At 70.5% G+C, this 12,737-nt stretch carries 18 protein-coding genes; all 18 read left to right on the forward strand.

Features of this window, described 5'->3' with window-relative positions; translation table 11 throughout:
• The 18 genes from ACWEN0_RS28960 to ACWEN0_RS29045 all read left to right on the forward strand — a co-directional run bounded on the left by ACWEN0_RS28960 (window position 1) and on the right by ACWEN0_RS29045 (window position 12,695).
• Window positions 1-210 (forward strand): hypothetical protein, encoded by a 210-nt coding sequence (locus tag ACWEN0_RS28960; protein WP_451980232.1) that lies wholly within the window; start codon window positions 1-3, stop codon window positions 208-210.
• On the forward strand, window positions 203-2,392 hold the full coding sequence (locus ACWEN0_RS28965; protein ID WP_451980235.1) for a phage portal protein: 2,190 nt from the start codon (window positions 203-205) through the stop codon (window positions 2,390-2,392). The genes ACWEN0_RS28960 and ACWEN0_RS28965 overlap by 8 nt, the downstream gene beginning before the upstream one ends.
• Entirely contained in the window at window positions 2,392-3,477 is a 1,086-nt protein-coding gene (locus ACWEN0_RS28970) for a head maturation protease, ClpP-related (RefSeq protein WP_451980238.1), read from the forward strand. Before ACWEN0_RS28965 ends, ACWEN0_RS28970 begins: the two co-directional genes overlap by 1 nt.
• Window positions 3,474-4,955, forward strand: a complete 1,482-nt coding sequence (locus ACWEN0_RS28975) for a phage major capsid protein (protein WP_451980241.1) — start codon at window positions 3,474-3,476, stop codon at window positions 4,953-4,955. The genes ACWEN0_RS28970 and ACWEN0_RS28975 overlap by 4 nt, the downstream gene beginning before the upstream one ends.
• A 107-nt stretch (window positions 4,956-5,062) precedes the next feature.
• Window positions 5,063-5,500 carry a hypothetical protein gene (locus ACWEN0_RS28980; protein WP_451980244.1) on the forward strand — a complete coding sequence of 146 codons (438 nt, stop codon included), beginning with the start codon at window positions 5,063-5,065 and terminating at the stop codon, window positions 5,498-5,500.
• Window positions 5,501-5,502: 2 nt separating this feature from the next.
• A complete protein-coding gene (locus tag ACWEN0_RS28985; RefSeq protein ID WP_451980247.1) occupies window positions 5,503-5,961 on the forward strand; it encodes a hypothetical protein in 459 nt (152 codons plus the stop codon).
• A gap of 72 nt (window positions 5,962-6,033) precedes the next feature.
• The gene (locus ACWEN0_RS28990) at window positions 6,034-6,456 is read left to right on the forward strand and encodes an SAP domain-containing protein (RefSeq protein WP_451980250.1); all 423 of its coding nucleotides are present in this window, start codon (window positions 6,034-6,036) and stop codon (window positions 6,454-6,456) included.
• A gap of 3 nt (window positions 6,457-6,459) precedes the next feature.
• On the forward strand, window positions 6,460-6,825 hold the full coding sequence (locus ACWEN0_RS28995; protein WP_451980253.1) for a phage tail fiber protein: 366 nt from the start codon (window positions 6,460-6,462) through the stop codon (window positions 6,823-6,825).
• 34 nt (window positions 6,826-6,859) lie between these two features.
• A complete protein-coding gene (locus ACWEN0_RS29000; protein WP_451980256.1) occupies window positions 6,860-7,933 on the forward strand; it encodes a hypothetical protein in 1,074 nt (357 codons plus the stop codon).
• 59 nt (window positions 7,934-7,992) lie between these two features.
• On the forward strand, window positions 7,993-9,030 hold the full coding sequence (locus ACWEN0_RS29005) for a hypothetical protein (RefSeq protein WP_451980259.1): 1,038 nt from the start codon (window positions 7,993-7,995) through the stop codon (window positions 9,028-9,030).
• A complete protein-coding gene (locus tag ACWEN0_RS29010; RefSeq protein ID WP_451980262.1) occupies window positions 9,027-9,548 on the forward strand; it encodes a hypothetical protein in 522 nt (173 codons plus the stop codon). The genes ACWEN0_RS29005 and ACWEN0_RS29010 overlap by 4 nt, the downstream gene beginning before the upstream one ends.
• Window position 9,549: 1 nt before the next feature.
• Complete coding sequence (locus ACWEN0_RS29015) at window positions 9,550-9,930, forward strand: hypothetical protein (protein WP_451980265.1); 381 nt, start codon at window positions 9,550-9,552, stop codon at window positions 9,928-9,930.
• Window positions 9,927-10,394, forward strand: coding sequence for a hypothetical protein (locus tag ACWEN0_RS29020; RefSeq protein ID WP_451980268.1), 468 nt, complete (start codon window positions 9,927-9,929; stop codon window positions 10,392-10,394). Before ACWEN0_RS29015 ends, ACWEN0_RS29020 begins: the two co-directional genes overlap by 4 nt.
• On the forward strand, window positions 10,391-10,624 hold the full coding sequence (locus ACWEN0_RS29025) for a hypothetical protein (protein WP_451980271.1): 234 nt from the start codon (window positions 10,391-10,393) through the stop codon (window positions 10,622-10,624). The genes ACWEN0_RS29020 and ACWEN0_RS29025 overlap by 4 nt, the downstream gene beginning before the upstream one ends.
• Window position 10,625: 1 nt before the next feature.
• Window positions 10,626-11,414: a hypothetical protein gene (locus ACWEN0_RS29030; protein WP_451980274.1), complete on the forward strand. Its 789-nt coding sequence runs from the start codon at window positions 10,626-10,628 to the stop codon at window positions 11,412-11,414.
• A gap of 13 nt (window positions 11,415-11,427) precedes the next feature.
• A complete protein-coding gene (locus ACWEN0_RS29035) occupies window positions 11,428-11,844 on the forward strand; it encodes a hypothetical protein (protein WP_451980277.1) in 417 nt (138 codons plus the stop codon).
• A gap of 12 nt (window positions 11,845-11,856) precedes the next feature.
• Complete coding sequence (locus tag ACWEN0_RS29040; protein WP_451980280.1) at window positions 11,857-12,264, forward strand: hypothetical protein; 408 nt, start codon at window positions 11,857-11,859, stop codon at window positions 12,262-12,264.
• A gap of 29 nt (window positions 12,265-12,293) precedes the next feature.
• Window positions 12,294-12,695 (forward strand): hypothetical protein, encoded by a 402-nt coding sequence (locus tag ACWEN0_RS29045; protein WP_451980283.1) that lies wholly within the window; start codon window positions 12,294-12,296, stop codon window positions 12,693-12,695.
• Window positions 12,696-12,737 lie beyond the last annotated feature (42 nt).

A 12,737-nucleotide genomic window follows, 5' to 3' on the forward strand; every position in this document is an offset into this window, starting at 1 on the left:
ATGCTGGCCGCCCTCGGAGCCCTGCTCCGCCCCGCGCTCAGCTACGTCCTGCCCTTGTTCTGGGTCCTCGCCGCCTGCACCGCCGCCTGCATCGGCATGTTCACCTGGTCCACCATCGCCGGCTGGATCGCCGTCGCCGTGTCCTGCCTCGTCGTCGAATTCCGCGCCGACATCGAGCAGCGCATCAAGCCGGCGGCCCGCCGTGGCTAGCCTCCTCGGCGCCCTCGCCCCCCGCGTCCGCAACGACAGCCCCGCGCCGCTCGTCTCCCGCAGCGCCTCCGGCCGCTTCTCCGGCGTCTTCAGCCGCCGCGACGCCAAAGCCCAGCTCGACATGATGGCCCTCAACGGCACCGTCTTCGGCATCGTCGACAAGACGAGCACCGCCGTCGCCGGCGTCGAATGGCACCTCTACCGCAAGTCGAAGACCGGGAAGAAGGAAGACCGCGTCGAGGTCACCAGCCACGCCGCCCTCGACCTGCTCAACAAGCCGAACGCGTTCTTCGACCGCATGACGCTGCTGGAAACGGCCCAGCAGCACCTCGACCTCCCCGGCGAAGCCGCGCTGCTGGTCGCCCGCTCCGGCCGCTCCAGCCTCCCGCTCGAGCTGTGGCCGATCCGCCCGGACCGGCTCGACCCCGTCCCGCACCCGACGAAGTACCTGACCGGCTGGATCTACACCTCCCCGGACGGCGAGCAGGTCCCGCTCCGGATCGACGAGGTCATCCACATCCGCCGCCCGAACCCCGTCGACCCCTACCGCGGGCTCGGCCCGGTCGGCACCGTCCTGACCGAGATCATGTCCGCGGACTACGCGGCCCGCTGGAACGCGAACTTCTTCAAGAACGACGCCTCGCCGGGCGGGATCATCGAGGTCGAGAAGCGCCTCACCGACGACGAGTTCGACGAGCTCACCATGCGGTGGGAGGAGCAGCACCGCGGCGTCGCCCGCGCGCACCGCGTCGCGATCCTCGAACAGGGCAAGTGGGTCGACCGCAAGTACTCCCAGCGCGACATGCAGTTCACCGACCTCCGCGGCGTCTCCCGCGACGCGATCATGGAGGCCTACGGGTTCCCGAAGTCGATGCTCGGCATCACCGAGGACGTCAACCGCGCCGTCGCCGAGGCCGGCAAGGCCGTGTTCGCCGAGTGGCTGACCGTCCCGCGGCTCAACCGGTGGCGCAACGCCTGGAACGGCCGGTTGCTGCCGCTGTACGGCCCGGACGCGGCGAAGACGCTGGAGTTCGACTACGAGTCCCCGGTGCCGGAGGACCGCGAGGCCGACAACGCCGAACGCACCTCGAAAGCCACCGCCGCCAAGACCTACATCGACGCCGGCTACGACGGCGACAGCGTCAAGGAAGCACTCGACCTGCCCGACGCCCTCACGTGGGAGAAGCCCGCCCCGCAGCCCACGTTCGGGCACATGCCCGCGGGCCCCGAAGCAGCGCCCGGCTCGGAAGGCGCGGCGGTAGCCGAGCCGGGCGCTCCCACCGAACCGTCGGCGCTGTTCGCCGCGTTCCTCCGCGGCCTCCCCGCCGCCGAGGAACCCCACGGCACGCTCTCCGCCGTCCGGCAGCTGGTGCGCAACGCCGACTACCCGGCACCCGTCGGCGACTGGCCGGCCGAGGACCCCGACAGCGTCGACGACGTCGACCTGGCCCCGCTGCAGGCCGCCTTCGAGACCGCGCTCGCCACCCTCGTCGCGACCTGGAGCGCCAGCATCGTCGGCGAGTGGATCAGCCAGCTCGTCTCCGCCATCCGCGCCGCGCTCGGCCCGGACGGCGACCGCAGCGACCTCGCCTACCTCACCGTCGACACCGCCCACGCCACCACCACCCTCGCCGACGCCATGGCCAGTTTCGCCCAGACCGCGGCCGGGCACGCCGTCGCCGAGGCCTCCGCCGCCGGCGTCCACCTCACCGCGGAGTGGCCGACGGCCGCCGACCTGGAGGCGGCCGCGCGGGAGATCGCCGAGTTCGAGGGCCGCCGCTACGCGCTCACCGCATCCCGCGAAGCCGCCCGGGTCGCCGGGCCGGAGCCCGACGCCGACGCCGTCGCGTCGCACACCGAGACGTTCCTCAACGAGCTGTCCACCGCGCCGACCGAGACCGCACTCGGCGGCGCCCTGACCGACGCCCAGAACCAGGGCCGTCTCGCCACGTTCGCGACCGTCACCACGTCCGGCGCGCTCTACGCCAGCGAACAGATGGACAGCAACACCTGCAAGCCCTGCCGCGCCATCCACGGCCGGTTCATCGCCACCACCGACGACCTCACCGCGCTGTTCAAGCTCTACCCCTTCGGCGGCTACATCGACTGCCTCGGCCGCTGGCGCTGCCGCGGCACGTTCGTCGGTGTCTGGCGCCCATCGACCACCGAGGGAGGCCAGTGATGGCACGCCGTTCCCGTCCCCGCGCGCAGCAACGCCGCCTGCAGAACCTGCGCGCGGCCCGCGCAGCCGGCGCCGCCCCCCGGCAGCAGCCCACGAACTGGTACCGCATGGTCACCAACCTCGTGGACCAGCCGGACACCGCGGCGATCTACATCTACGAGGAGATCGGCTACTGGGGCGTCACCGCCCAGGACTTCGTGCGGGACCTCATGGGGCTGCGCGTGTCGAACGTCATCGTCCACATCAACTCCCCGGGCGGGGACGTGTTCGACGGCCTCGCGATCTTCCACGCGCTGCGCGACCACCCGGCCACCATCGAGGTCCGCATCGACGGGCTCGCCGCGTCGGCCGCGTCGTTCATCGCGATGGCCGGCGACACCGTCGTGTGCCAGCGCAACGCCCAGATGATGATCCACGACGCGTCGGGGATCTGCATCGGCAACGCCGCCGACATGCAGGAGATGGTCGACCTCCTGAACCGCTGCTCGGACAACATCGCCGACATCTACGCGGCGCGGGCGGGCGGCACGGTCGCGCAGTGGCGCGCCTTGATGCAGGCCGAGACCTGGTACTCGGGCACCGAAGCGGTCGCCGCGGGGCTGGCCGACTCGACCGCGGAGCCGGGCGAGGAGACCAACGAGGACACCGCGGTCGTGCCGGGGGAGGACGAAGAGGTCGACGAGCTGATGAACCGCTCGTGGGACCTGTCGATCTTCACCTACGCCGGGCGGTCGAAGGCGCCGGGCCCGCGCGCCACCGCCACCGCCACCGCCGCGACCGACACCGAGCCGGCCGCGGGCGAGCCGCAGGAGGCTCCGGCCGCCGAGCAGGCCGCCGACGACACGGCCACCGCGACGGACGTCGTCGACGAGCCCGCCGACGGCGAGCCCACCGAGGACACCGGCACCGAGCCCGCCGACGAGGCCCCGGCCGACACCGCGGCCGAAGCCACCACCGACTCGGAGACGCCGGCCGACGGCGTCACCGACACCTGGGCCGCCCTCACCGGCGCCCTCTACGAAGCCGCTCCGTCCACCGTGGACGAGCTGTTCGCCGCCCTTGCAAGGAAAGGAATTCCGGCATGACCGCCATGCTCACCGTCACCCCGGGGCAGCGCGACCGCCTCGCCCGCCTCGGCGTCCGCCTGGACGACCTCGGCCGCATCGTCAACAAGACCCCCACCATCGCGCCGAAGAACGTGCACATCCCGAAGAACTCCGACGAGCTCGCCGAGATGATCGCCGACCAGGGCAAGATGGCGCCGGTCCTGTCCAACCAGGAGACCTTCCGCGACTGGATCGACGCCTACGCCGAGCAGCGCCAGGGCGAGGGCACCGACCTGCACCAGATCGTCAAGGACGAGACGCAGCGCCAGCTCGCCGACTTCCTGCGCGAGAAGGACCTCGACGGCGACAACACCGAGCGCATCAACCGCCTCAACCTCAACCCGCAGGCCCGCGGCGGCGCGGGCGGCAAGCGCATGCTCGCCTCCTACGGCCAGGGCGCCAAGTACAACCCGAACGCCCCCGGCAACGTCCTCGACGGCAAGTTCCGCGACTCCGTCGAGTACCTCGAGGCGATCTGGCACCTCAACGAGTCCCCGGAGGCCAGCGCCCGCCGCACCGAGATCCGCAACGCGGCCAGCTCCGTCAGCCCGGCCGACGGCGGGTTCCTGGTGCCGGAGACGCTGCGCGCGAACCTCCTCGAGATCGCGCTGGAGACCGCCACCGTCCGGCCGCGCGCGACCGTGGTGCCGATGGACTCGGCGCGGGTGCCGTTCCCGACGATCGACGTCTCCAGCAACCAGTCCAGCGTGTTCGGCGGCATGATCGCCTACTGGGGCGAGGAGTCCGCGGCGCTGGTCGACAGCAACCCGCGGTTCTCCCGGGTCGAGCTGGACGCGAAGAAGCTGACCGGCCTCTCCGTCGTCCCGAACGAGCTGCTGCAGGACAGCATCATCTCGTTCTCGGCGCTGATCGAGCGGCTCTGGCCGCTGGCGCTGTCGTTCCAGGAGGACAGCGCGTTCACGGCCGGGTCCGGCGTCGGTGAGCCGCTGGGCTACCTCGGCAACCCGGCGTCGGTCGCCGTCGCCGCGGAGGCCGGCCAGGACCCGTCGACGATCAACTACTTCAACATCGTCAACATGTACGCCCGCATGCTGCCCTCCAGCCTGCAGCGGGCGGCGTGGATCTGCTCGCCGGACGCGATCCCGCAGCTGCTCACGATGTCCCTGTCGGTCGGCACCGGCGGCAACAGCATCTTCGTGGCCAACGCCGCGGGTGCCGCGCCGATGTCCATCTTCGGCCGCCCGATCATCGTGACCGAGCAGGCGAAGACGCTGGGCGCGCAGGGCGACATCGCGTTCGTCGACCTGACCTACTACCTGGTCGGCGACCGCCAGGCGATGACCGCCGCGTCGAGCACGGACTGGAAGTTCGGGAACGACCAGACGGCCTACCGGATCATCCAGCGCGTCGACGGCCAGCCGTGGATCAAGAACCCGATCACCCCGAAGAACGGCGGCAACGCGCTGTCGCCGTTCGTCGAGCTCGCCGCCCGCTGAGTCCACACCGGACCAGCGGCCACGGGCCCGGCAGGCACTCAACCCCCTGCCGGGCCCACCACCCGGGGCGGCAGTAACGCCCCGCCCCGAGAAACGGAGTTGGCACCATGTCCCAGAAGGCACTCGGCCGGCTGTTCAACAGCGTCCCGGCCGCCGACGGTCGGTGGATCAGCCTCAAGCAGGCCGCCGGCGTCACGTTCGCCTGCTACCTCGCCGGCGCGGCGGGCGACACGTACACGCTGCAGGAGGCGAAGGACGCTTCCGGCACCGGCGCGCAGAACCTCCCCGTGATCGCCGAGTACCGGACGGCGACCGGCGACGGCTCGGACGCGTGGGTGAAGCGTACCCAGGCAGCCGCGGCCACCATGGTCACCGCGGCATCCGCGGTGCAGAACGCCGCCGTGCTCGAGGTCGAGGGCACGTCGCTCTCGGACGGCTACAAGTACGTCAAGCTCACCTCGACCGGTGCCGGCACCGTGAGCGCGCTGACGCGCGACCTCACGTCCCAGCGTGCGCCGGAGAACCTGCCCGCGGTGGGGGTCTGATCATGGCCTTCATTCAAGGCTCCGAACTCCGGAAGCTGCTGTTCGGTCAGAAGATCGACCGGGCGGCCGCGGCGCTGCCGCAGTCGGCGGCCGGGACGCTGTTCACCGTCACCGGCGGCCGCGTCGCGGTCACCAGCATCGTCGGCCAGGTCACCACGGCCATCCAGGCCCAGGCCAACAACACGAAGCTGCAGTCCGTGCCGGCCGTCGGGTCGGCGGTCGACCTGTGCGCGGTGCTCGACATCACCGCGGACGAGGTCGGCTGCCTCTACGGCATCACCGGCCTGTTCTCCGACGCGATGGTCGGCGCGAACGCCGGCGCGTCCGTGCTGCCGCGCAACTCGCTGATCATCCCGGTCGGGGCGATCAAGCTGAACTGCGCGGCCAGCAGCACCGGCGCCGTGAAGTGGTCGCTGACCTACGTGCCGCTCGACAGCGGCGCGTCGGTGGCCGCGGCCTGACGACGTCCGAGGCGCGGCCGACCGCCCGATGAGGCCGGCCGCGCCCCGGCACCCCGTCCCTCGAGGAGAGCGATGAGCGTCTGGATCTGCGGCGAGTGCACCGCGGCGTACGCACCCGGCATGCCGACGTGCCCGCAGTGCACCGCGAACGACCCGATCAAGGAAGACGAGCAGCTGGCGAAGGAGCGCGAGAACATGCCGAAGACCACCGTCCACAACGGAGCGTCGGACGAGAACGCGGAGCCGGGGCAGCCCGGCTACGTCGAGCCGGAGAACACCGAGCAGACCGGCGAGCCGGGCGACGGCGGCGAGGAGCCGGGCGGCGACGAGACCGAGGCCGTCGACTACAACGCCTTCACCGTCGACGAGCTGCGCGCCGAGCTGGCCGACCGGGATCTGCCGGTGTCCGGGAACAAGGCGGAGCTCGTCGAGCGCCTGGCCCAGAACGACCAGGACCGCGCCAAGGCCGCCGAGACCGAGCAGGGCGCGGAGTAGGCCATGGCCGAGGGCTTCTCGACGGCGGCGGCGAACACGCGCCTGGACGACCAGGTCACCGCCTACCCGTATTTCAAGCTCCACGTCGGGGCGCCCGGACCCAACGGCACGGCGAACGCCGCGGTCGAGACGACCCGGAAGAACCCGGCGTTCGCCGCGGCCGCCGGAGCCAGCAAGGCCTCAAGCGCCGACGCGGTGTGGACCGGCGTCGCCGGTACCGAGGACTACACGCACTGGTCGCAGTGGTCCGCGCCGACCGGCGGGAACTTCGGCGGCTCCGGATCGGTCACCGCGAACGCGGTCACCGCCGGAGACACCTTCACCATCCCCGCCGGCCAGCTCGTCCTCACGCTGCCCGTCGCGTCCTGACCCTGTCGTCCACTTCGGAAGGAGGTGATCGACCATGACGAGCTTCACCGACAGCTTCACCCGCGCGGACTCGACCACCGTGGGCAACGGTTGGGTCGAGGTCGTCGAGGACTGGTCGATCGCCTCCAACCGGCTCGCCGCCCCGGCGTCGGGCGGGACCGGCATCATCACCTGCGGCACGGCGATGGCGACCGACGACAACTCCGCGCAGGTCACCATCGCGGTCGCCGCGGCGGTCTCCTGCGGCGTCTGGTGCCGCGGCGACAGCGTGTTCGGCAACGGCTACCTCTGGCGCAACGACGGCACCAGCTGGGACCTGTTCCGCAACCAGTCCGGCAGCTTCACCGTCCTCGCGACGTTCGCCGGTGCCGCGGTCAACGGCGACGTCGCGAAGATCCAGGCCGTCGGCTCCACGATCAAGGCCTACGTCAACGGCGTCGAACGCGCCTCGGTGACCGACACCGGCATCGTCACCGGCAAGAACACCGGCCTGCGCTGCGCCGCCTCCGGCTCCGTGCGCTACGACGACTTCTCCGCCGCGGACGTCGGCGGCGCGTCGAACGTCACCGGCACAGCGGCCGGCCCGTTCGGCGCGCTCACCGGCACCGCGACAGGCGTCCGGAAGGTGCTCGGCGCGGCGGCCAGCTCCTTCGGAGGCCTCGCCGGGGCCGCGTCCGGCACCCGCAAGGTCATCGGCACCGCCGCGCTCGCCGGAGGCGCGCTCACCGGCAACGCCGTCGGGCTCCGCACCGTCACCGGCCACGCCGCCACCACCTACGGCGGCCTGGCCGGCCACGCCACCGCCCCCAACCACGTCACCGGCGCCGCCCGCGGCACCTTCGGCGCCCTGCACGGCCACGCCACCGCCGGCGAACAGTTCGGCACCGGCGACGACCGCGGCGGCAGCGGCGGCTGGTACGAGCTGCTCAACATCGTCACCGACTACCGCATCGCCGTCGAAGCCGAGCGATCGCGGCCACCCGACGCGTGCCCCGACTGCGGGGAACCGCTGCGCACCAACACCTACGGCGAGCACCACTGCTCGTTCGACGGCTCCATCTGGGAAGAAGGCCCCCGCCGGGTCCCCAGGTCTTACCTCCACAACTGAACACGCGCTCCACCCCTGCCGCTCACGGGCGGCACGGCCAAAGAAAGCAAGGGCACAGGATGGGCATCGTTTACTGCACCAGGGAGGACGTGGCGTCCGCCCTGGACGTCAAGGCAACCGCGCGCAGAGACGCGCAGCTCGACCGCTGCATCGAAGCGGGCTCCCGCGCGGTCGACGGCCTCACCCACCGCGTGTTCTTCCCCGAGTTCCGGACGATGACCTTCGACTGGCCCGACCGGCAGTCGCCCACCTCGTGGCGGCTCTGGCTCGACAAGAACGAACTCATCTCCGCCACCACCCTCACCGCGGCCGGGCAGTCCATCCCGGACACGGACTTCTTCCTCCGCCCGGACGACGGGCCGCCGTTCAACCGCGTCGAGATCAACCTCGGCGGTCACTCCGGATTCGCTGCGGGGGACACGACACAGCGCGCGATCGGCATCACCGGCTGGTACGGCGGCTGCCCCGACATCCAGACCGACGCCGGCGCGCTCGCCGCCGCCGTCGACGCGTCGCAGACCACCCTCGACGTCACCGACCCGGTCGCCGTCGGCGTCGGCACGCTGCTGCGCATCGACGACGAACGCATCGTCGTCACCGGCAAGACCTGGACCGCCAGCGGCCAGACGATCCAGGCCGACCTCGTCGACAAGAACAACGCCGGCGCCGTGACGGTGACCGACGGGACGGCGTTCGTCGAGGGCGAGCTGCTGCTCATCGGCGGCGAGCGCGTCCAGGTCCGCGACATCGCCGGCAACACGCTGACCGTGGACCGCGCGGTCGACGGCTCGACGCTGACGGCGCACACGAGCGACGACGCGGTGTTCTGGCGACGCCGCTGCATGGTGCTGCGCGGCCAGCTCGGCACCGCGCCGGGCCCCCACAGCGCGGACCCGCTGCACGCCCAGGTGTACCCGCCGCTGGTGCGGCAGCTCGCGATCGGCGAAGCGCTGGTCGCGCTCGGCCAGGAGACCGGCGGCTACGCCTACCAGATCCGCGCGGGCGAGTCCGCGGCGAAGTTCGCCCAGTCCATCCAGGACCTGCGCGACACCGTCTACACCAAGCACGCCCGCAAGGCCCGGAGTCGTGCAGTATGAAGCGCCCCGACCTCGCCGAGCGCAACCGCGCAGCACACGAACACCGGATCTGGCCGCCCGACGGTGACGGCACGATCAAGCACTGCACGGGCTGCTGCGTCAATAAGCCGCTCAACGAGTTCGCGCGTGACTCGCGGATCCCAGGTGGACGACGCGAGATCTGTTCGCCGTGCGCGGCCACGAAGGCACGAGAGGCGTACCGCCAGAACGGCGGCAAGGAGAAGCAGCTGCGCAGACGAAAGGCGCTCATTGCGGCTCGCTACGAGAAGCTGGAGGTCTTGAAGGACGCGCCGTGCACCGATTGTCGCCAGCGATTCCCGCGTGTGTGCATGGACTTTGACCATGTGCGTGGCGACAAGGTCAACTCGATCTCGCGGATGATCCGCATGGCCTACTCGTGGGAGCTGATCGAGGAGGAGATCAAGAAGTGTGAGCTGGTGTGCTCGAACTGCCACAGGATCCGGACTGCGGAACGTGGTCAGTGGCACACCGCGCCAGCCAACGAGAGGGCGGTGTGACGTGGCCGATGTGACGATCTCCGGGCCGTTCTTCGACGAACGCAACCCGGCCGCGCGGCGGCACCTCGAGGACGACGGCCTGAACCGGCTCGGCGGCCAGGGCGTCGCCGACGTCCACCAGAACCTCGACATCTCGATCCGCAACCCGACCCCGTACTACGAGACGCAGATCGCGACCGAACGCGACGGCGACACCCAGCTCGTGCACGACAGCGACGTCATCTACGGGCCGTGGCTCGAAGGCGTCGGCTCCCGCAACTCGCCGGTCACCCGGTTTGCCGGCTACTTCAGCTTCCGGCGCGCCACCCAGACGCTCGAGCAACAGGCGCCGACGGTCCTGCGGCCGCTGGTGGATCAGTGCGTGGGGAGGTTGAACGCATGAGCAGCGACGACTTCATCGACTACGAGGTCTACCAGGACGCGCTGATCTCCCATGCGTCCCGGCTGGGGCTGTTCGACACGGTGAACGGGCACGAGGCGAAGAACTCGCCGGGCCTGGGGACGCACTGCGAGATCTTCACGGACACGATCGACCCGATCCAGAGCAGCGGCGCGGCGGCCACGTCGTGCCGGCTGGCGGTGAAGGCCCGCGTCAGCACGGACATGAAGTCGGAACCGCAGGACGGGATCGACCCTCGGGTCGTCCGGGCGGCGGGGAACCTCATCGGCTCGATCCACAAGAACTTCGAGCTCGACGGTGACGCGCGCGCGGTGGATCTGCTGGGCATGTACGGCATTCCGCTGTCTGCGCGCGCTGGATACCTGAACCGGGACAACAAGATCTACCGCGTGCTCGACGTGACCGTCCCGATCATCATCAACGACGTCTGGGAGCAGACACCATGAGTACTGCGTGGCAGGACCGGCACCCGAGCGTCGCGCACTTCGCGCCGCTGTTCGCCTACGCCCACCTTCCCGAGCGCCTGCAGGCCATCTCGAAGCCGTGCGCCGCGCTCGCCGACGAGATGCTGCGCGCGCTCCCGGACGGCCCCGAGCTGACGGTGGGGCTGCGGAAGCTGCTGGAGGCCAAGGACGCGTTCGTCCGCCAGGCCGTGATCACCAAGAAGGAGGCCTGACGTGGCAAAGCAAAGCGGACTCGGCGACAACCTCTACTGGTCCGGTTACGCGATCTCGAACGACATCCGCGAACTCGGGAAGGTCGGCGGCGGATTCTCCCCGATCGACAGCACCGGCATCGACAAGTCCGCGATGGAACGCATCGGCGGACTCCGCGACGGCGGCATCGACCTCACCGGCTACCTCAACCCCGAAACCATCGCCGGCGGCGGCACCGTCGACGGCGCGCACAAGGTCCTCTCGCCCCTGGCCACCGCGGACCAGCTCGTCACCTACTGCCGCGGCACCAGCCTCGGCGCGCCGGCGGCGTGCTGCACCAGCAAGCAGCTGAACTACGACCTCAAGCGCGCCACCTCCGGCGAAATCACCCTCGACGTGTCGGCCGCCGCGAACGCCTTCGGCCTCGAATGGGGTGTGCAGCTGACGCAGGGGAAGCGGACCGACGCGACCGCGACGAACGGCACCGGTGTCGACATGGGCCCCGGCTCGCCGCCCGGATTCACGGGCCCGGCGAACTTCGGCGCCCAGTTCTACCTGCACGTGTTCGCGTTCACCGGCACCTCGGTGACGGTGAAAGTGCAGGAGTCCAGCGACAACGGCGTCGGCGACCCCTGGGCCGACGTCGTCGGCGGCACCTTCACCGCCGCCGCCGGCCGCACCTTCGAACGCCTGCAGACCGCGCGGAACCAGACCGTCAAACGGTACCTCCGCGCGATCACCACCGGCACGTTCACCAACGCCGTCTTCGCGGTGGTCGCCGTCCGCAACGACATCTCCACCGTCTTCTGAAAGGGCCGCCGCCATGCTGATGGACCACTTCGAGATCTCCGCGCCGCTCGACACCCACTGGCGCGTCCGCTCCTGCGCCGAGGAGCAGTGCCCAGCGCACGTCAACGGCTGGAAAAGCTACTTCGACGAGAACCTCGACCTCGGTCGTCGGCAGGCCGCGTACGTGCGCACGACGGCCGGGCGCCGGTTCACCGAACGCCGCACCGAAGAAGGCCTCACCGAGTTCACGTTCGAACCGGGCCAGGACTGCTTCTCCACCGTCGTCCACCAAGGACGGCCACAGCACGGCCACCTCGCCCCGATCGGCCGGCCGGAACTGTTCGTCGTACGCGGCGACGACGGCGCCCTCACCCAGCACTCCGGGCCCGACGCCTGGACGGACCACCTGCACACCAAGACGACCGCGCTGGCGCGGCAGATCAACGGATAGGAGCACACCACCATGGCCAAGATCTCCGGTCTCGGGATGACCACCCTCAGCGTCGACGACGCCGCGGGCACCGCGCGGGACATCCGCAACGACATCACGAACTTCGACTTCGCGACCCCGCGCAACGTCCAGGACGTGACCGGCGTGGACAAGTCCGCGATGGAGCGGCTGCTGCTGCTGGCCGACTTCTCCGGCACGTTCACCGGGGTCATGAACCCGACCGCCAACCGCGCGCACGACGTGTTCAAGACCGTGCCGTCCACCTCGGTCGCGCGAACGGTGTCGCTGACCGTCGGCGGCGTCACCCTCAACAACGAGTGCGTGCTCACCGACTACTCGATCAAGCGCGCGGCGTCCGGCGAACTCACCTTCGACGCGCCGTTCTCCCTCGCCGACGGCACCGTGCCGACCTGGTCGTGATCGGCCCCTGACCACAAAGGACCGCCGCAATGGGATTCAAACGCACCCAGACGATCTACACCCTCGAGTTCGACGGCCAGTTCGCCGGTCTCGAGGTCAAGCTGCGCCGCGGGTCGATCCGCGAGCGCATGGACTACGAGGCGCTCGGCGACTGGAAAAAGCAGGTCGATGCGCTGCCGCAGTTCATGATCTCGTGGAACGTCACGGACGACGACACCGACGAGGTGCTGCCGATGACGGCGGAAAGTCTGTGGTCGCTTGAGGAGCCGGTGCTCACGGCGATCGTCAATGCCTACACGGAGGCGATCTACCCGAACGTCCCTTTAGACGCGCCATCGACCGATGGCGCGCAGACGAACGAGCCCGCGCCGCCGGAGCGGGACCTCGAACTGGAGGAGTCGATGCAGCAGATGGCCGTCCTCGCGAGCTGATCCACGCCGAAACGCTCGTCCGCCTGGGCGAGCGATTCGGGA

The organism is Amycolatopsis sp. NPDC004378, assembly GCF_053602455.1.